General features: G+C 63.5%; 14 protein-coding genes and 1 pseudogene. 1 reads left to right on the top strand and 14 read right to left on the bottom strand.

All coding sequences use genetic code 11. The annotated features are described in order from the left end of the window. Window positions 1-27: 27 nt before the first annotated feature. From THITHI_RS0100970 to THITHI_RS20475, 8 genes and pseudogenes are all read right to left on the bottom strand, one after another. Window positions 28-561 carry a hypothetical protein gene (locus THITHI_RS0100970; RefSeq protein WP_018231199.1) on the bottom strand — a complete coding sequence of 178 codons (534 nt, stop codon included), beginning with the start codon at window positions 559-561 and terminating at the stop codon, window positions 28-30. Window positions 562-1,062: 501 nt separating this feature from the next. Beyond that, window positions 1,063-2,424: a hypothetical protein gene (locus THITHI_RS0100965; protein ID WP_156820438.1), complete on the bottom strand. Its 1,362-nt coding sequence runs from the start codon at window positions 2,422-2,424 to the stop codon at window positions 1,063-1,065. A 281-nt stretch (window positions 2,425-2,705) separates the two neighbouring features. After that, on the bottom strand, window positions 2,706-3,449 hold the full coding sequence (locus THITHI_RS0100960) for a transposase (protein ID WP_408643385.1): 744 nt from the start codon (window positions 3,447-3,449) through the stop codon (window positions 2,706-2,708). A 182-nt stretch (window positions 3,450-3,631) separates the two neighbouring features. Beyond that, window positions 3,632-5,080: a group II intron reverse transcriptase/maturase gene (ltrA, locus tag THITHI_RS18230; protein ID WP_051079897.1), complete on the bottom strand. Its 1,449-nt coding sequence runs from the start codon at window positions 5,078-5,080 to the stop codon at window positions 3,632-3,634. Window positions 5,081-5,686: 606 nt separating this feature from the next. Further along, window positions 5,687-5,911: pseudogene (locus THITHI_RS0100950) on the bottom strand (transposase); the annotation flags it as partial. A 110-nt stretch (window positions 5,912-6,021) separates the two neighbouring features. Further along, complete coding sequence (locus tag THITHI_RS20480) at window positions 6,022-6,666, bottom strand: HEPN domain-containing protein (protein ID WP_198005554.1); 645 nt, start codon at window positions 6,664-6,666, stop codon at window positions 6,022-6,024. 244 nt (window positions 6,667-6,910) lie between these two features. Further along, complete coding sequence (locus THITHI_RS0100945) at window positions 6,911-8,434, bottom strand: transposase (protein WP_018231194.1); 1,524 nt, start codon at window positions 8,432-8,434, stop codon at window positions 6,911-6,913. A gap of 164 nt (window positions 8,435-8,598) precedes the next feature. Next, window positions 8,599-9,291, bottom strand: a complete 693-nt coding sequence (locus THITHI_RS20475; RefSeq protein ID WP_156820436.1) for a hypothetical protein — start codon at window positions 9,289-9,291, stop codon at window positions 8,599-8,601. 399 nt (window positions 9,292-9,690) lie between these two features. On the opposite strand from THITHI_RS20475, the gene ltrA (THITHI_RS0100940) reads away from it, so the two are divergent. Next, window positions 9,691-11,052 carry a group II intron reverse transcriptase/maturase gene (ltrA, locus tag THITHI_RS0100940; RefSeq protein WP_156820578.1) on the top strand — a complete coding sequence of 454 codons (1,362 nt, stop codon included), beginning with the start codon at window positions 9,691-9,693 and terminating at the stop codon, window positions 11,050-11,052. Between the two features lie 80 nt (window positions 11,053-11,132). Here the strand turns inward: ltrA (THITHI_RS0100940) and THITHI_RS20470 are convergent, their stop codons facing one another. The 6 genes from THITHI_RS20470 to THITHI_RS0100915 all read right to left on the bottom strand — a co-directional run bounded on the left by THITHI_RS20470 (window position 11,133) and on the right by THITHI_RS0100915 (window position 19,143). Next, window positions 11,133-11,720: a DUF6602 domain-containing protein gene (locus tag THITHI_RS20470; protein ID WP_156820435.1), complete on the bottom strand. Its 588-nt coding sequence runs from the start codon at window positions 11,718-11,720 to the stop codon at window positions 11,133-11,135. A 504-nt stretch (window positions 11,721-12,224) separates the two neighbouring features. Continuing rightward, window positions 12,225-13,202 (bottom strand): ABC transporter ATP-binding protein, encoded by a 978-nt coding sequence (locus THITHI_RS0100935; protein ID WP_018231192.1) that lies wholly within the window; start codon window positions 13,200-13,202, stop codon window positions 12,225-12,227. After that, the gene (locus THITHI_RS0100930) at window positions 13,199-14,173 is read right to left on the bottom strand and encodes an ABC transporter ATP-binding protein (RefSeq protein WP_018231191.1); all 975 of its coding nucleotides are present in this window, start codon (window positions 14,171-14,173) and stop codon (window positions 13,199-13,201) included. The genes THITHI_RS0100935 and THITHI_RS0100930 overlap by 4 nt, the downstream gene beginning before the upstream one ends. Beyond that, on the bottom strand, window positions 14,173-15,507 hold the full coding sequence (locus THITHI_RS0100925) for an ABC transporter permease (RefSeq protein ID WP_018231190.1): 1,335 nt from the start codon (window positions 15,505-15,507) through the stop codon (window positions 14,173-14,175). The genes THITHI_RS0100930 and THITHI_RS0100925 overlap by 1 nt, the downstream gene beginning before the upstream one ends. After that, window positions 15,504-16,619, bottom strand: a complete 1,116-nt coding sequence (locus THITHI_RS0100920; protein WP_018231189.1) for an ABC transporter permease — start codon at window positions 16,617-16,619, stop codon at window positions 15,504-15,506. The genes THITHI_RS0100925 and THITHI_RS0100920 overlap by 4 nt, the downstream gene beginning before the upstream one ends. Continuing rightward, on the bottom strand, window positions 16,612-19,143 hold the full coding sequence (locus tag THITHI_RS0100915; protein ID WP_018231188.1) for an ABC transporter substrate-binding protein: 2,532 nt from the start codon (window positions 19,141-19,143) through the stop codon (window positions 16,612-16,614). The genes THITHI_RS0100920 and THITHI_RS0100915 overlap by 8 nt, the downstream gene beginning before the upstream one ends. Window positions 19,144-19,208: the final 65 nt, after the last annotated feature.

The following is a 19,208-nucleotide window of genomic DNA, read 5'->3' as shown; positions in this document are numbered from 1 at the left end:
GTTCAACCTGACCCCTCTCGTGCGCGTTCAGTTCCCGTCCACCCGGATCACGAACACATCCCGATCCAGACTCACGCCCTCCCGGCCGCGCGTCTCGCGGGGAGGCGTGGTCGCCCGGCCGGGCGGTGTGAACTGGCTTTGCACCTGCAGCTCGATGCGGTTCTTGCCCGGCTCGAGCGGGATGCGCACCGTCTCGCTCGTGCCGGGACGCGGGTTGAACAGGCGGCGCAATTGATTACGCTCAGGCGTCACGCGGAAGCTTCGCGGGTCGATGGTCTCGTGGTAGTGGATGGTCATCTCGAACTCGTGCGTGCCCGCCTCCACATGGAACTGGTCGCGCAGCGGGGCAGAGTAGGTCAGCAGTTCGTTGAGCTGATCGGGCTGCCCGCGGAACGGACTGCCGGGGAAGCGGACATCGGGCTCGGTGCCGTCGTCGGGGTACTCCTCGCCGGGGCAGGCGGGGCCCGTGGTGATGCCGGTGACGGTGAAGTCATCCGTCCAGGGTACGTCCTCATCGTGGTCCAGGTCACTGTAATCGTACTCGTGCTCGCGGTACCGCATGTTAGGAACCAGACGGTATTCGCGGGCACCAGGGGGATACGGAGAAATAAGCTGAAGACCAAGCTTGTTTTCTCCAGGAAGACCCACCATCCCCCAGTGCACGGCGTTGCTCTCGGAAATGCCAAACATTCCAGACTGTCCCCACGGCGCATCGACGGCAACCGGAACATGCTTACCGTCACGGGACACACTCGGCAAGGCGTCTGATGGAAAGTCCCGCGAATTGAATCCGCGTGGGTCTACCAATTCTCTACAACTGATATCCAGACGGAACGTTCCAACAGATCCAGTGTTCTCTGTCGGCATTCTGATGTCGTAGGTATAGACGAATAGTCCCTGCGCATTGCGGCCTACATTGAATGTCACCGAGGTCATGGAGATATCGTCATCGCGCAGGAAGGGATCCTTCTTCTCTGCTGCATATGGCGCGGGACTGCTGAGCAGCACAAATAGCGGCAAAGCGATTGAGTATTTGACTATTTCAGGCATAAGTAACCCCCATCAGTCGGGAAAGCGGTAATGAATTGAGCTTGTTCCGTGGAAGTCGATACCATCGAACCTTCCCGCCAGATAGTTCAGATACTTCAGCAAAGTCCACGGTTCCCCGCGAAACTCGATCGTCGCCACCCTCAAGTTCACACGCCCCATATCAACGCTGTTGAAATCGATATCAATCCCCTGCCGGTGCGAATCATGGCAGTGAGCATCCCGTGCCTCTTTCGTTGGACTGATATCCCTGAGCTTGTTGGCGATCACACCGCCATGCTCCAAGCTCGCATCGTTGAGCGAGAGCATCCGACCCGTCTCGATGTAGTAGATGTCCGCCAGGGTGATCACAGTCTCCAGGGTGCCCGGGGTGAGCCAGTGGGGTTTCGGGTCGTGGGGACATCCGCCACGATCGCCGAATCCCACGTGAGCCAGCTCGGAGGTGATCCGCACCAGCCCCGGGACCGCAATGAGCAGATCCTCCCCGGACTCGGATCCGAACACTTCCGGGTCGGCGACTGTGGCAGGCCGCCTCGGCGTGAAGCGGATGCGCTCCTCGGCGCCGTGATCCTCCGCCTGATACCGCGCCTGAAAGTAGCCACCCGCATCAGTCTCGACGCGGATCACGGTATCCTTCTGCTGCGGACCGTCCGGGTTGAGCACGGCCCCGTCGCCAAGGCCGTGGAACCGGCCCGTGCCGATGTCATTCTCCGCGAGATAGATCTGCCCGTTGGTGCCGCCCCTGACGGTGGCCTCGATGGTCACCTCCACGCCCGGCAGGGCCTGGTTGCAGCCCAGGTCATCGACCACCCGCCCACCGATGAGGGTCGATTGCCCCTCGGCGGATCGGGTGCGCCGAGGCTCGATCCGGCGCTCAGAGATCTCCGGCTCGACCCTTGGCACAAAGCGCGTCGCCCGGAAGGCATCCGATCCGATCGGCTTTCCATTGAAGTAGGTTGCCACGCTGCGGCGGGACTCGTCCGGCATGCAGAACACGCCGGTCGCCGCCCCCGCCGAGAAGCGACCGCCGGGTCCACAGTGGCCGTTGCTCCAGCACTGGTTCTCGCCTCCCAGATAGCGGATGTCGTGCCATGCAACCAGCCGTCCGTCCGCCACATCGTGCCACCGCCAGGAGAAGGTATCGCCCGGCTGTACAAGGTAGATCCATTCCTGCTCCTCGGGATCCCACTGCCACGGCTGGAAGATGACTCGGGCACCGGCAAAGCGGTACTCCTGGCGTTCAAACAGATTGTCCTGCATGAGATGAACGGACCCGCCGCTGGCGAACTGGATCAGCCCGTCAAAACGGACGTCGAGCGCCTGCGCCGTGGAGCAGGCGGCCGTCAGCGCCAGAGCCGAAAGGAGCTTCCCGCCCACGCCGCGTGTGTGGCCGAAGGCTGGGCAAGGCGAAGGAGAGGGATAACGCAGACCGTGCGGGGCGACGGTTTCCATACCGGGACTCCCTTCCGATAAGTCCATTTACTTTTTGTGGCTTATAGGAAGGCCCATCGAGTCTCGTCAAGGCCATTACAGCCCTCGGGGTGAAACAGGCGATGAATGGCGCAGGGTCGGGGATGAGCGGTCCCCCTTGCCCTTCTGGGGCACCCAACACTTTTTTGACAGCAACGAGCTCGTCGCATCCAACGATCATCGACGGATTAGCCGTGCACCTGATATAGCCGGCGCGACTGATCCATCCCCTTGAGGAACCGACGGCCCAGGCGCGCGGCAGCCTCGCGAAGGCGCTCCACATGCCCCAGAGCGGCCACGTGATGGCTTCGCCCTCCCCGGCGAACAAGGCGAAGATAGTGTTCCGGGTTCAGGCCGAGGCGCGTCAGTACGGGCGGCAGGTCTCCGGGGATCGCGCCTCGCTTGTCCTCCCGGATGGCGCGCCCGGCCCAATCGACCAGCTCCAGGTAGTCCTCGGTGGAGAATGAGAACCGGTTGGGATGCCGGTCCTGCGCAGGGGTCTCAAGCGCCATCAGCCGCGGCCTTTCAGGTTCCGGCTCGATCTTTGGCGGATCGTTGCTGGAGGCTGAGAGTTCGGCGATACGCTGCCGGATGGAGGTGAACTCGGATTCTTCCGGTGTATCCGCCAATCCGGCGCGCACCGGGTTGAGGTCCACGTAGCTCATGCAGGTGAGTATGGCCGCCTCATCCAGCAGCGCCTGGCTCTTGAAGCGACCCTCCCAGAAGCGGCCCTTGCAGCCGTCTTCCTCGTTGGCGCGCCGTGCCAGATATTCGTTGAGGCTTCGCATGAACCAGGACAGATCGGCGAGGCGTTCGCGCCACTCGGCGATCATGGCCCTGGCCTGCGCCCGTTCGGCCGCGGTGGCGGTCTTGCCGGCCCTGTAGCGGGTCACCAGCACGGGCAGCGAGAACAGCCGGTTCCAGCGCGCCATCACCTCCTCGTCAGACCAGCCCCGGGCCAGCTCCGGATCGAGGCGCACCACGTCGGGTAGCAAGGCGGCGTTACCGCCGCCCCGCCCCCTAAGAACCGTGCTTGCGACTTTCACCGCACACGGCTCAAGCCTTGCTAAGGCGCCGTGAAGCACCCGGCCGTGAGAAAGAACCGATGTCGTTGTTACCGGACAGAAGCCAACCCCTGGTGGCTCGGGTACGCGCGGTTGGCCGCGCGCCGTTGCTGAAAGTAATCCGCGTCCTGCGGATCATACGGGTTGGTTCCGGAACGCACGTGCACATGCCGCCGAATGGGGATGCGCGCGAGCGAGACCAGCGTGTGGCGATCGTCACCGTACACCCACTTCCGTGCCGCTTGCTGGTGGAAATAACGCTCCTTGATCCACCGTTGGTTTTTCTGTGGATGGCGGCGACGTGCCCAGTTCCATGTCATACGCCAGATCCAGTGGTCGAGTTTCTGAAACACGACCTGGCTGACCACGTGGCGAAAGTAGTTCCCCCAGCCCCGCAGGACGGGGTTGAGCATGCCGATGATCTCCGACTGGGGCCAGTGTCGGCCCTTTTGGAGGATCATCTCTACCTTCGCGCGCAAGTGGCCGATGCTGGCGCGTGATGGCTTGATCAGGAGCTTTCCACCGTACTTGCGGAAGTGGAACCCGAGGAAGTCGAACCCTTCATCGATGTGGACGATGCGGGTCTTCTCCGGTGCGAGGACCAGTCCGCGTTCTTTCAGAAATTCCGTGACCAACGGCATCACGTCCTGTTCGAGAATCGCCCGGCTTTCGCCGGTGATCACGAAGTCGTCGGCGAAACGGATCAGATTGACCTTGCCGCGGCGCTTGAAGCGGGCACGGAGGCGGTCTTCCAGTCCGTCGAGGGCCATGTTCGCGACCGTCGGGGAAATCACACCCCCTTGGGCCGTGCCCCGATCCGTGGGGAATAGGCGTCTCTGCTCCATGAACCCTGACTTCAGCCACGCCCGGAGTCGTCCTTGATGGGTCGGGGTGTGCTCGACGAGCCATTCGTGATCGAAGGCATCGAAACACGCCCGGATGTCCCCTTCCAGAATCCATTCCGCGCTGGTCCGTTTCGACAGTGCAGTGAAACACCGGGCCATCGCGTCCTGGGAATTCCGTTCCTTCCGGAAGCCGTAGGAGCACGAATCGGCCAAGGTTTCCGACACCGGGTCCAGTGCCAGCAGATCGAGCGCCTGTTCGGCCCGGTCACACTGCGCCGGGATGCCGAGGGCTCTCTTCTTTCCGTTCTTCTTGGGGATGTAGATCCGTCTGACGGGCAACGGCTGATAGCCCTGACGATGTAACGCTTGGGCTTGCTGCCACTTCTGCTCCGGGGTCTTCAGGACGATGCCGTCGACCCCGGCCGTGTTCTTCCCTCGGTTGGAAGTCACTCGCTGCACGGCCAGCAACTTGGCCCCGAGCGACTTCCGGAGCAGGCGCTGCAGCGAGCGAACCCGGTGCCACCGGCCTGCGCGTACGGCCTTCACGATCCGGGCTTGTAATCGGCTGACGTTCCGACGTACCGTTTCCCAGCAGATGCGGTTCCACGGTAGCGGGGCGTCCAGAGGGCCTTCAATGAAGCCAGTGGCGTTCATTGTCCAAGAAACCCTCGGGTAAAGCCTTTCCTCGGCCTTTCTCGTGATCCAAGACCCGCCGGAAGTGGGCGCCCTTTCGGGTGGGGCAAAGTCTGAACCCCTATCCGCCCGATTACGGGGCGGCGTTCGCTTTCTCCGGCATCCCTTACCCCCACTCGTACCGGCGACCCTCGCGGGTCGCTTTCCACGGTCCTTGTGGGCTCATTGGGGCTTACCACGTTCCGCACGCTTACCACTCCCGTGAGGAGTAGGTCCCGTCTGTCCGCCGGCACCACGATGTCAGCGCGGGATGACACCTAAACATCCCGACCGGGCTGCTTGCCATTTTGGCTTGTGCCTGTCAGCTCCTTTGGCACGTTCCACTTAACGACGGGTCGAATGACGGTTCACCTCGGTTGACCATCCCTCACACCCCTGGCTCCCGACCGCCCTGGAGCTGGCAGTCGCCACCGAACCTCACGGCGTGGTGACCCGTCCGCGGACGGAGGCTACGTTGTCTCAGACGCTTCGTACCCCGGGGTTACCCCCGACGCACGGCCCGATAGGGGACTGATGGCTGAACATCAGATCTAACTCCCTGATAAATAAGCGTGCGACTTCGTGTCGCACCAGGTGGTAATGGTTGGACATCACCGCATAGGCGCAGATGTCCACCGCATACACGGATTGCAACGCCCGAAGGCGCTCCAGCACCCAGTGCTTGCGGTGCTCGTAGCTCTTGCCGAAGAAGGCGTCCTGCCCACACAGAAACGCCCGCCGCACACAGCGGCAGATGCAGTGGTAGTACGGGGTGGTGTTCGGATGAACGAGTTCCCTTCGTGCTCGCGTCATTGGGGCTCTCCTTGTCCCAAGTGGTGGAATTGAAGCTAGTTCCTTGGATCCGGGTTGTCAACCGGGTCATGGGTGTCCTCTGTTTCTAGCCCGGAGCCGATGGTTAGATATCATTTAATCTTGTTATACGCCGCCACATCCCATGGAGGACTCCCAACACATGTTTCTACATAAGCGCGGACCTCATTCGACAGGCGGACGCTCAGCGGAGCGAGAAACAACAGGTATCGAGTTACATCGGCTTTCTGCACTTTTGGAGCGGGTTTCTCGCCGTGCGCGAGTGCCCCGCGTAGCTCAACAAACTTTCTGAGTCTTTCTTTTGATTCCGTTGACTTCATTCTTGTCCACGTGAAGCACTTCTCTGCCTTGCCGAAGCCAATGAGATCACGAAGAAGGTCAGAGATGTTGCCATATTTCGGGGTGTTGAACCTGCCGATGTGTCTATCTACCACGCGCCGCTTATGACTTGCCGCGACCGATTTCCACCCGTCACCAGCCAAATCCCAGACTTTCAGGTCATTTTTGTGGCACTTCAGAGCTTCGGCAATTGATTTCTTAATTGGAATTGGCAGCGCAGCTGGCGCTGGCGAGTTGTCAACGATGTAATCGAAGGCGCCACCAGCCAAGTCCTCGATAAACGCTTCAAATGACGCGCAAAGAAACAAAATCGCACTCTTGTTAAGCACCTCCACTTTGTGCCGTCGGCCAGGCGCGCGACCGGTTAGTGTTTGATGAACCAACATCAGTTGGAGCACCTCTTCTAAACTGTCCTTAAATATCAGTGTTGGAGGTTCCATTCGCTTCAAGATCTAACGAGACTGTCGAATTTCTGGATTGAGAAGCATCGGCCGGTTTACTTTCGGATTCACCATGAGTGAAACGGGAATTCCGTTCGGGACGCGGTCCTCCCACGTGGAAGACACGCCGGGGCCATGACGGGCGTCTGGCCCTTTCCGAAGGACTCGTTGACCACCTGATCCGAACAGCCTCCTGCCCGACCTACCACCTCATTTCTCCGTAATGCGCCAGCTTCTCGATGTTGTGCACCAGAGCGTATAGCCTCCATTGCCCCTCGACCTTGGCCTTGCCCCGTAGCGTCAGGCGATCCAGCCCTTTGTGATAACGCAGGTTACCAAACGGGGGCTCCACCGTCCCCAGGCGCCTGCCGTAGAGCATCCTCCCTCGCGGGCTGTCGATCTTCTCGCGCATGCGCCGCACGGCCGTGTCGGCCTCCTGCGCCGGCTCCCGAAAGAAAACCACCTGGCGCGGACTCTTCTGCCCGACATCTTTCAGGCAACGGGCTCGCTGCCGACAGGGACCGCAGGCCGATTTGGGCGCAGTGAACTTGATGCCACAGCGTCCGTTGATGCGCACGTTGGCCCCGTTGCGATACAAGGACTTGCCCGCCGGGCAGACACACGTCAAGCGATCGGGATCGTAGCTGAAGTCATTGGGACGATAATGCTCAGGGGGCGGCTTGGGGGGCTTGTACTTGTCTGCATCGACAAAACGCGGGTCGCGCTTGCGAAACAGATTGTCGGCGATGTAGGCGTCACAATGCTGCGCCGCCAGCCACTCCAGATTCTCGCCGCTGTGAAAGCCCGAATCCGCGCTCAACCGGGTGTCGGCAAGAATGTTGTCGCAGAGGTCCAACTCCTGGAAAGACTCCTGCAACCCTTCCAGCACCGGCTTGAGCAGCTCCTGCTCCTGGGGCACCCCGTGGGCCTGCGCCTCGACGATAATCTGATGCCTGGCGTCCGTGACCGCTACTGCCGTGTAGCCCTGGATGACCCCCTTGCCGGTGGCGAGCTTGGCGCTGTCATTGTCGGTGAGGTTGCTCTTGCGCTCCTTGCCTCGAGGACCGAGCTTGGGGCTTGTCTCCTTGAGAAACGCCTTGATCTTCGCGCTCTGTCGCTTGAGCTTCTCGATCTGCCGGGCACCGTGGCCTTCAAGCTCACTATCCGCCTCGCGCCCATCTGCCAGACGATGCGCCTTGAGCATCCGCCGCACCGCCCGATCAAGCTTGCGTGACTTCGACGCCAGCTCTTCGTGCCGGCCGCTCCATACCTTTGACGCATTGGACGGCAGCTTCACCCCATCGATGGCAAAATCCTCCCGCCCAATCAGCCCGGCCTGATCGCACACCAGCAGCACTTCGCGAAACACCGCCTCGATCGCCTCGGGCGAGCGGCTGATGAAGGCGGCGATCGTGGCATGATCCGGCTTGGCCTCGCCGGTCAGCGCCATGAACTGCACGTTCTCGCGGCAGGCCCGTTCAATACGGCGGCTCCCAATCAAACCTCTGGCGTAAGCAAACAGCACCGCCTTGAGCAAGACCTTCGGGTGATAGGCGCGGGCACCAGCCAGATCGTTATCGTAGTGCGCGTCGAACGCCGACAGATCCACCTCATGCTCCATGAGGTGGTGCAGCGCATACTCGAAAGTGCCCGGAAGGATCTGCTTCTCGAAACAGATCGCAACGAATGCATCCTGCGCGAGATTGGTCGGCTTGTAGCGGGGCATCCGTCCCTCCCTGTGCGACTAACCGCTGTTGGCGGGGGTCTATCTCTGCTTTGTCCGTAATTCTAAGCGGTTGGCGCGTTATTCGACAGTCTCAACGCCAGCCATAACCAGCTTCAAAAAGTGGAGCGCAGCGCAGCTTTTCGGGGTTCGAGTTTATGGCGTTGTTAGGCCTTATTTTGTTCAATTTGTTTATTAATCCAACGAGTTAAACGGCCACTGTTGTTGTCAGCAACAGCAAAGCGACCATCTGGTAGAATGACACATTGACATTCATAAGTTGTCAGTTGCAATTTATCGTCTTTTAGGGCAATTAAACCAGTACTAGTGAGGGACTCAATAAAATGATCAAAATCCTCACCTTCTTTCTCGATATACTCTCTCAATGACTTGTCATCTATGGATTCTTCTGCTCCATTGCAGAGTCTATTGAATATTACAAATTGAGCTGAAGAAACAATGGTTGGTGACCACTCACCTGCAGCTGCACGCTCTTTTAAAGTATCTTCACTGATTGGTGTATATTTGTATTCCCACCCTGCCAGGTCACCAACTGTTTTAATTTTCGCTGATAAAAATGGCGCAAAATTTTCAATACTAAGATCGTCTCCCCAAAGGTTTTCGACATTTATTTGATAAGACAACCGAGTCCAGATCAGCTCTAGAATAAGAAGAATGGGGTTCGCGTTACTTGATGCATAAAAGTTCCAAAAATCTGAATTCATTGGTGCGCTATATGGGTAGCCATTCATTTTAACAAGTGAGTAATTACCACACACAATTAGCTGCGGAAAGCTTCCGACACCAAAACCTTTTGTCCGTTGATTTTCTTCAATAAAAAAAAATAGCGCTTCTCTCAAAGAGCTTTCTTTTGTGCGCCCGGCACGGGCGCACTCCTGGGGGTGCAAGTCCCCCCGTAAGCTGGCCACAGCGAACGAAGCGAAGCGCAACTGCGGAAGGGTGACCGACCGTGGGGAGGAAGCGTGGAGCGTAAACCGCGAGCCGATGGACAAGAACCGGATACAAGGCGCTGCCGAGCAGGGCGAGCGGGCAAGAAGCCGCGAAGCTCTCGTGGCCAAGGCGAAGCGGCGTAAATGCGGCGGTTGTGCGGTGAAGGGGTGCGTTCTTACCCGGGGAGATCTCGCCTTGTGCCTGAAAGGGCGACGGTGTAGAGCCGGAGCGAGAAGTCAGCAGAGGCCGTAGTAGCTGCCAACAAGGGGCGAAGGGCCGAACGAGAAGGAGCGTCAAACGCCTTGTCGATGAGAACGGTAGAGCATCAGATGCCCGCATCAGCGGGGCGGGTTGTGAACGGCCAGGGTGAAGCCCTGCCCCGAAGGACCAGCGATGAAACCGGCCTCCCGCGACGAGGATCGGAGGACGCAGGGCGGGACCTGTTGGCGCAGGCGCTCGCGAGGGAGAACATGCAACGCGCCTGGAAGCGCGTGAAGGCAAACAAGGGAGCTGCGGGTGTTGACGGTCTGGACATAGCCCGGACGGGAGAACACCTCAAACACGCATGGCCGAGCATCCGGCAGCAGTTGCTGGACGGCACGTACAGGCCGCAGCCTGTGCGGCGCGTGGGCATCCCGAAGCCGGACGGGAGCGAACGGGAGTTGGGGATACCCACCGTCACCGACCGTCTGATTCAGCAGGCACTGCTGCAAGTGCTGCAACCGCAGATTGATCCGACCTTCAGCGAGCACAGCCACGGGTTCCGTCCCGGTCGCCGGGCGCGGGACGCGGTGCTGGCCGCGCAGCGCTACGTGAGCCAAGGTTGCCACATCGTGGTGGACATCGACCTGTCGAAGTTCTTCGACCGGGTCAACCACGACATCCTGATNGAGCGCCTGAGCAGGCGCGTGAACGATGCCGGGGTCATCCGGCTGGTGCGTGCCTACCTGAGCGCGGGCATCCTGGATGGCGGTGTGGTGATCGAGCGCGTGGGGGGGACGCCGCAGGGCGGCCCGCTCTCGCCGCTGTTGGCCAACGTGTTGCTGGACGAAGTGGATCGAGCGCTTGAACGCAGAGGCCATCGCTTCGCCCGCTACGCCGACGACTGCAACGTGTACGTGCGCAGTCAGAAGGCGGGCGAGCGGGTGATGCGTCTGCTGCGGCGCTGTTACGACAAACTGCGCTTGCGGATCAATGAATCCAAGAGTGCGGTGGCCCGCGTATTCGGCCGCAAATTCCTTGGTTACGCCCTGTGGCGGTCCGGGGATGGCGAGGTGCGACGCGGGGTGTCGGAAAAGGCGCTGGAGGCGTTCAGGCAGAGGGTCAGGCAACTGACCCGGCGCAACAGCGGGTGCAGCATGGCAGAGGTGATCGGCAGGTTGCGCAGTTATCTGCTGGGCTGGAAAGGGTACTTTGGGTTGGCGCAAACCCCCAGTGTCTGGCGCAGGCTGGACGAGTGGATACGCCGCCGCCTACGGTCCTTGCAGCTCAAACAGTGGCGACGCGGCAAGACGATCTACCGGGAACTGATCCGGCTGGGAGCCAGTGCCCGGGTGGCGCAATCGGTGGCGGCGCTGAGCCGCCGCTGGTGGCATAACAGCCTCTCTGCCGTGCACCACGTGCTGACGATTGCCTATTTTGAGCGGCTGGGAGTGCCGCGTCTCTCATGACCTCAACTTCTCGAACCGCCCGGTGCGGACCCGCATGCCGGGTGGTGTGGCAGGGGAACGGTCAGCTATGCTGACCGCCCCTATGCCGATTTGAACCCATGATATCCAAGCACGATCCTAATAGGCGATATATGCTCCATCACAAACGTGTGATAAAGAATCTCCATTTCTATACCGAGAGAATCAACTTTTGAATGCTCTGGCGGCATTAGTCCAGTAGCTTCTGAGAATGCTTTTCTAGCAGGACTTAGGTCGAATTTTTCACTCCCTTCGCCAGACTGGAGATAAGCCCCATAGTTGTCGGCTACACCGCGCAAATGAGCAAAAGAATCTTTCAAATCAGCTGAATAAAGCGTTTTTTTGACTTCTATGACTGCAATAACGTCTTTCACATGCCATTTATAAGAGTCAGTGTATGGTATTTTTTCGCCTTCACCTTTGACCAGCATACAATCGATTTCACCAGACATTGCTCCTTTGCCGTCATGAATAATTCCATGCTGCAACTGCAGACCCAGTGATTCAGGTATCGCTCTTCCTAGGACATCCGATGCCAACCCTTCATACATTTTTCCAATTGTCGGACCATGCTTTAACGAATACTCATCAAGTTTCGAGCGTTCTTCATGCATTATTCCCTTTAGCAATTCCGAAGCATCATGAATCATCGTAATACTCTTTGGTTATCTTATTGGGCTAACAGTGTATTGAACTGACGCCGCAGTATTGCGTAATAGGCTGCATCAGCCTATCGCACGAATGGCCGCGTCCGCCTGGCACGAAATCAGACGCAATGATGTCCCGGGCAGGATGCCCAGCTTTGCGATAAGGAGAACTCATAGGCCGGATCCTTCCCCTCCCAGTTCCCGCGCAGCCCCTCGTTTCTTTGATATCTATCGGAGGCCATTGGAGAAATATGCCGTTCCAGAGCGGCAGCGGCGCTGGTACGTCAAGCACGTCTAGACATTCATTAGGGCCCAAAACGGGTGCCGGATCAAGTCGGTTTCGGGGTCGGATCGCCCTGCATACCTGGAAGTGTTTGGCCGAGCGAATCGCATTGCGGGCTGGGAATTCTCGCAACGTATCACGGCGCTTCGGCACCCCCCGCGTCTCTCCGCTTTCAGCGTTCCCATGCGGGTTCTCCCGGAGAGTGCGTGAGCGGCGCAATCCACCTACTCCTGCAACCAACAAGCAGCCCGATGCCCCCCCACAGGCTCAAAATCCGGCGGCTCCCGCACATCGCAGGTGCCCGCCATCGCATGAGGACAACGCGGATGAAACCGGCACCCCGCGGGCGGATTCACCAGACTCGGCGGCTCCCCGGAAGGGACCTCCCGCTCGTGCAGCGCATTCTCCGCATCCGGATCGGCCAGCGCCGCCAGCAGGGCCTCGGTGTAGGGATGCTGGGGCGATTCCAGCAGGGCGTCCACGGGCGCCTGTTCCACCATGCGGCCGGCGTACATGACGAACACCCGGTGCGCGTAGTGGCGCACGGTGGACAGATCATGGGTGACGTAGAGCAGGGCGATGCCGTGCTCGTCCTGGATGCTGCGCAGCAGTTCCAGGATCTCCACGCGCACGGAGGCATCGAGCATGGAGACGGGCTCGTCGGCGATGATCATGCGCGGGCGCAGGAGCAGGGCGCGGGCGATCACCACGCGCTGCTGCTGGCCGCCACTCAACTGGTGCGGAAAGGCGTTCCTGATCTCCGTGGCCGAGCCGAGCCCCACCTCGTCCAGGGCGGCGTCGATGCGGCGGTCGCGCTCGGCGCGCGGGCCGATGCCGTGGATGATCAGCGGCTCGGCGAGGATGCGCCGAACGTTCATGAAGGGGGGCAGGGCGCCGTAGGGGTCCTGCTGCACATAACCCACCCCGGCGCGGTATTGCTTGAGTGCGGGGCCCGTCAGTTGCGCGAGGGACTGTCCGTCGAAACGCACCTCGCCGCCGGTGGGAAGGTAAAGGCCCAGCAGGGTGCGCACCAGGGAACTCTTGCCGCAGCCGCTTTCGCCCACCACCGCGGCCGACTCGCCCCGGTCGAGGGTGAAGTCCACGCCGTCCACGGCGCGCACGAAGCCGGCGCGCAGGAAGCCCCAGCGGCGCAGCTCGAAATGGGTGCGCAGGTCCCGGACGACCAGCAGCGGTTCGCTCATGGCTTCTCCCCGCCGGCATGGAGCCAGCAGTGCACCCGGTGGCGTTCGCCGGGCTGGAAGCCGGGGGGGTCCTCGTCACAGCGGCCGAAGCGCTTCGGGCAGCGTTCGGCGAAGCGGCAGCCCGCGGGCGGCTCCAGCAGGCTCGGCGGCCGGCCGGGAATCGACTCGGGGCGCGTCGTCTGGCGAAGGCGCGGCACCGAGGCCATGAGCATCTGCGAGTAGGGGTGCGCCGGAGTCGAGAAGAACTCGGCGGCGCTCGCCTCCTCGACGATCTTTCCGGCGTACATGAGCGCCACCCGGTCCGCCAGTTCGCTGGAGGTGGCCACGTCGTGGGTGATCAGGATGAAGCTCGTGCCCCGGGTGCGCTTGATGCGCTTGAGCACGTTCATGATGGCGGCCTGGGTGAGCACGTCCAGCGCCGAGGTGGGCTCGTCGAGGATGATCAGGTCGGGCTCGGTCACCAGGGCCATGGCCAGCACGGCGCGCTGGCGCATGCCGCCGGAGAGTTCGTGGGGGTAGCGCTGGAGAAAGTCCGCGGCGATGCCTACCTCGGCGAAGGCCTCCGCCGCGCGCGCCGCCGCCTCGCGCCGCGACCAGCCGCGATGGATGCGAAGCGGCTCGGAGACCTGCTCGCCCACCCGCACCACCGGGTTGAGGGCGTTCATGGCCGCCTGCATCACCATGGCGATGCGCACCCAGCGCACCTCGCGCCGGAAGCGTTCCTCGGGGTAGGCCATGACGTCGACGCCGCCGAGGCGCACCTGTCCCGTCGGGGCCCGGGCGTTGCGGGGCAGGGTGCGCATCAGGGCCTTGGCCAGCGAACTCTTGCCGCAGCCGGATTCACCGAGCACCACCAGGGCCTCGTGGCGCCGCACCTCCAGGTTCACGCCGTCCACCGCGCGCACCAGTCCGCGCTCGGTGGCGTAACTCATGCACAGGTCCTCGATCTCCAGCAGCGGCGCGTCACTCATCAGAGACTCCTCAGCCGCGGGTTGAACACCCGGTCCAGGGCGAAACCGAGCATGGCGAAGCCGAGGCCCGTGAGCATCAGCAGGAACGCCGGACCCACCACCCAGTAGTAGAAGCCGTGGTAGAGGGCGCTCTGGGTCTGGGCGTCGTGAAGCACCTTGCCCCAGGTGGGCAGCACCGGATCGCCCAGGCCCAGCACCGCGAGCGAGGCCTCCAGGAATACGTAGGTGGGGATCAGTGTCACGAAGGTGGGGATCAGCACCGGCAGGATGCGCGGCACCATGTAGCGCAGGATGATGCGCGGGCTGCCGGCCCCGTAGGCGCGCGCCGCCTCGATGTAGGGCGCCTCGCGGATGGGCAGCAGCATGGCCCGGTACATCTTGATCCCGGCGCTGAAGATGCCGAGCGCCACCACCACGCCGAGCATCAGCCAGATGCTGGTGGAATAGAGCGTGCCCACCATCACCAGGATCGGCAGCAGCGGCAGGATGATGTTCACCTCGGTCAGGCGCTGGATGGTGGCGTCGAGCCAGCCGCCGTACCAGACCCCGGCCGCGGCGATGATGAGCGTGGTGATGGTGGTCCCCACCGCCGCGATCAGGCCGAAGGCGAGCGCCACCGGCGTGCCCCAGAGCAGGGCCACCAGGAGGTCGCGGCGCTGGTGGTCGGTGCCGGCGAGACCGTGCACCCGGCCGTAGACGACCAGTTCGGCCTCGAGCCCCGCCGCCTCCTCGAAATGCACCGTCTCGATCACCAGTTCGTAGCGCCCCCGGCGCACCTCGGCCGTCTCGCCGGGCGTGCTGCCGGTGAACAGCCCCACCGCCGGCGGGAAGCCGAGGCGCGTCTCGAGCCCCGCGTCCTGGGACAGCGAGACCCGCTCCGAGGCCGCCACCCGCCGTGCGCCCAGCGGGATCGTCTCCCCGCCCGGGGTGTGCCAGGTGAGACGCACGAAGGGCTGGCGCTGCTCGAACCCGGCCTTGAGGAACAGGTTGATCTCGCTCGGGAAGTCGTCGTAGGGGAAGTCCAGGGCAAGCGTCATCGCCTGGATGCGCACGCCCTCGTAGGCCTCCTCGACGAGGGTCGCATCCGAAGTGGACAGACGGATCGTGCGCGGGGCGTTGCCGCGGGTGAGGCGGTCCACCCAGGCGGGGCGGGCGTTGACCGGCAGGTCCTGCCAGATCTCGCCGCCGCGCCACAGCCGCTGCGCCTCAGAGTAGGGGATGGCGATCACCGCGTAGAAGGCGGTGAACAGAAGCACGGCGATGATCAGCAGCCCCGCCACGGCGGACGGATAGCGCCGCAGCCGCCGGATGCCCTCGCGCCACGCGCCCGTCATCGCCGGCCTCCTTCGATGCGCACGCGGGGATCGAGGATCGCGTAGAGGATATCCAGCAGAAAGACCGTCACGGCCAGCAGGTAGGCGAAGATCACCACCGAGCCGATGATCACCGGCGTGTCGCGATGGCCGATGGCCTGGAACAGCAGCGAGCCGAGCCCCGGCCAGTTGAACACCTGCTCCAGGATGATCGCGCCGCTCCACAGGCCGATCAGCATCAGCAGGAAGCTGGTGACGATCGGCGAGAGCGTCGGGCGCAGGATGTAGCGCTGTTCGATCAGGCGGTCCGGCAGCCCCTTGGCGCGGGCCATCTCCACGTAGTCCTCGCTGGAGTGGATCAGGAAGAAGGTGCGCCAGGAATAGATGGAGATGAAGATCGAGGAGATGAACATGGCGGCCACGGGCAGCGCCATGTGCCTGAGCACGCTCGCGGCGTAGGCCCAGCCGTCCTCGGGCGGCGGCACCGCCACCATGCCGCCGCTCGGGAACAGGGGCATGACGAAGGCCAGCAGCAGGATGAGGAAGATGCCGTAGAACCAGCCCGGCGCCGCCGAACTGGGCGCCAGGGCGATCACCGCCTGGTCGAGGCGGCTGCCGTAGCGGCGCGAGAGCCCCAGGGCCGCGAACACGGCGACGAAGAACACCAGCAGGTTCGCGGTGCCGAACAGCAGCAGCGTGGCCGGCAGGCGCTCGACGATGATGTTGTAGACCTGGCGCGAGCCGGCGTCGCTGTGCATCTGTTCGGCGCGGCCGAGATCCAGCAGCATGGCCTGGCGCAGGTAGTCGAAGCTGCGCAGTATGAAGGGCTCGTCCAGGCGCAGGCGTTCCACCTCGAGGCCCACCTGCCGCTGCATGATCGCGGTGCGCTCCTCCGCGGTCAGGTCATGGAAGGCCGGGTCGGCGCGCACCTGCTCGGCCACCTGGCTCTCGATCTGCACCAGGCGCAGCTGATCCACCTGTCCGCCCATGTTGGCGATGACGATGGTGAGATAGACCCCGATCAGGACCGTCACCAGCAGGGCCAGCAGGCGGCGCAGGGTGAACAGCGTGAGTCGCCGCAGGTCGCGCATCAGGCCGGGCACGCGGGCGAGCGGGGCGCTCGATTCACTCATCGGGGTTCTCCTCGCGGCGCACCGCCTCGCGCCGGGACGGCACGGTGGCGAAGGCGTGGGTGACGAACACGGGCAGGGCGACGTTGTCGGTGGTGATCGCCACCTCCAGGCTGTTCGCCCCGGTGCCCAGCCGGGCCAGGGTCTCGACGGGCAGCCGGATGTGCCAGCGGCCCTCGTCCACCGGCTCGCCGTCGCCCCGGGCGGCGAGGCGGTCGTCGCCGTCGAAGAGCAGGTAGCGCACCCCGTCGATCTCGGCGTTCGGGTAGGGCTCGCCGGTGAAGGTGAGGACAAGTTCCAGTGTCACCGCCTCGCCGTGCTCCACCACCAGCGGCCCGGTCAGGTCCGGCTCCGGGATGCGCGGCTCGGTGAAGCGCAGCCACTTGTCGCCCCGGTCCGGGAAGTCCTCGTGGCGGCGCAGGACCACGACGCCCTCCACCGGCCGCACGGAATGCAGCCGGAAGGGGCCGTCGCCGACCCAGAAGTGGCCCCGCTGCCGATGCCATTCCTGCAGCGCCGCGTAGCGCCGCTGCGGCTCATCGGCGGTCATCCAGGGCCCCAGGACATGCGCATGGGGCACCCGCCCGGATGCCACCGCCGCCGTCAGGTAACCGCGCAGGATCTCGAGGCTGGGCCCGGAGACCAGGTTCATCCATTCCACGCCGGTACGGTCGGCCTTGCCCGATGAGAACGCCAGTTCCCGGAAACGCTCGGCGTCCATGCCCAGGGCCAGTACGTGCCAGGGCAGCATCCCGGGGGTGCGGTTGGCCACCAGCACCTCGGCGTCCGGGAAGATCTGGTCGCTGTAGACCTCGACGGTGAGCGGCGCGGTGTCCACGATCCGCCAGCCCCTGAAATGGCGCTGGTAGACCTCGAAGGGCGGCAGGTGACCGGGGTCGAACAGCGGGCTCTGCTCGTCGGCCCGCTCGAAGACGAGTATCCACGGCAGGATCATGTCGGCGAGCGACACCTGCGATCCGTCGTGCCAGCGGCGCTCCAGGTAGTCGTCCTCGTAGCGCAGGACGGTGCGGGAGCGGGCGGTGACGCCCTCGGGATGCTTCTCGCCGACGGTGACGATGCGGCCCTCCCCGGCGTCCCAGTCGATCCACGCATCCTCGGGGACGGGGATGAAGGCGGCGGTGTCCAGCGTCACCCAGTCCAGGGTGCGCCGCACCGGCGCGTCTTCCGCGACGGTGACCTCGGCCCCGGCGAGGCGCTGCGGCCAGTACAGGCCGGTGAAGGGATCGGGCAGCACGGTGGTGTCGTTGAGCGAGCGCAGGATCATCTGATCGAAGATCCAGTTGCTGCCGGCCACCGGGTTCCAGGGCTCGGTGAGCAGGCTCGGCGTGCCCACCACCACGCGCCCGCCGAGCCCCTCGTGGAAACGCAGGGTGTAGGGCCACAGCGCGGAGCCGGACACCCCGCCGGCCAGATCCACGGCGATGTCCAGGTTCCGGGCGTGGGGCCAGGCGCTCTCCTGGTCCACCAGCCAGATGCGGGTCGACTCCTTCATGGCGCCGCCCAGCCCCTCGATCATGAGCGCCTCGCGCTCCTCCAGGCTCCGGTAGTCGCGCCGGTCCAGGCGCTCGGCCAGTGCGGCGAAGGCGGGGTCCGGATCGTAGGCCTGCCAGAGCGGATCGGGGCGCCCGCGCGGGGTGTAGTAGTAGCTGAGATCGCCGCCGGCATCGCGGTTGATCACCGTGGAGATCCAGCCGCCCGTGTAGACGTGCCAGCCTCCGGCGGAGGGATCCGTGGCGATCCAGATCCGCGAGGCCTCGTCGGCGGTGCGGTACAGCCGCCGCACCCGGAAGCCGAGATCCTCGAGCCGGTTGGCCACATCGTCGCCGACCCGCTCGCGCAGGTCCTCGGTGCGGATCAGCACGATCAGCTCCACCGGCGCGCCTCGGTAATGCCAGCGGCCGCCCACCCGCTCGGCACCGAGCTTCTCCATCTCGCGGCTGATCACCGCCTTGGCGCGCGCCGGGTCGTGGCGGTAGCGGATTTCCAGTTCGCGCGCGGTCCCGGCCAGGCGGGCGTAGTCGGGGAAGGCGGTGGAGAGCGGCAGGTAGCGGGGCCGCGCGAGCCCGCCGAACAGTTCCTCGGCGATGTAGCGGCGGTCCACCAGCCAGTTCATGGCCTCGCGCACCGCCGGCACCTGGAAGGGGTTCAGCCGGCCGTCCTCGAAGGGCGCCGGGTTGAGGGTCAGTTCGGTGACGGTGCCGCGCGAGAGGTGGTAGTCCACATGGGGGGAGGCCTGGATCTGGCGGAAGATCGCGGTGCTGTTGATGCCCTGGGTGAACAGGTGGTGCGAGCCGCGTTCGATCAGGGCGGTGATGCGGCCCGGGTCGGTCTCCTGGGTGAAGATCACCTCGTCGACCAGGGCGCCCTGCCGGTCGGCGGGCTGCCCGGGCTGTACCGCGGGGGCCCCGTCGAGGACGTCGCCGCGACCGCCCATCCAGAGGATGATGGAGACCACACCGGCCAGCAGGACCGCCACAATGACGGGCAGGAGCGTGCGCAGAGCCATCGGCCGGGGATTCCTCCATGGGTCGACGCGTCGCCGGGATGGCGGCGCAGGGCTGCCTACAGCCT

The organism is Thioalkalivibrio thiocyanodenitrificans ARhD 1 (assembly GCF_000378965.1).
Lineage (GTDB): Bacteria > Pseudomonadota > Gammaproteobacteria > Ectothiorhodospirales > Ectothiorhodospiraceae > Thioalkalivibrio_A > Thioalkalivibrio_A thiocyanodenitrificans.
The sequence above is the reverse complement of the archived record's forward strand: the minus strand, read 5'-3'. Positions and strand labels throughout refer to the sequence as shown.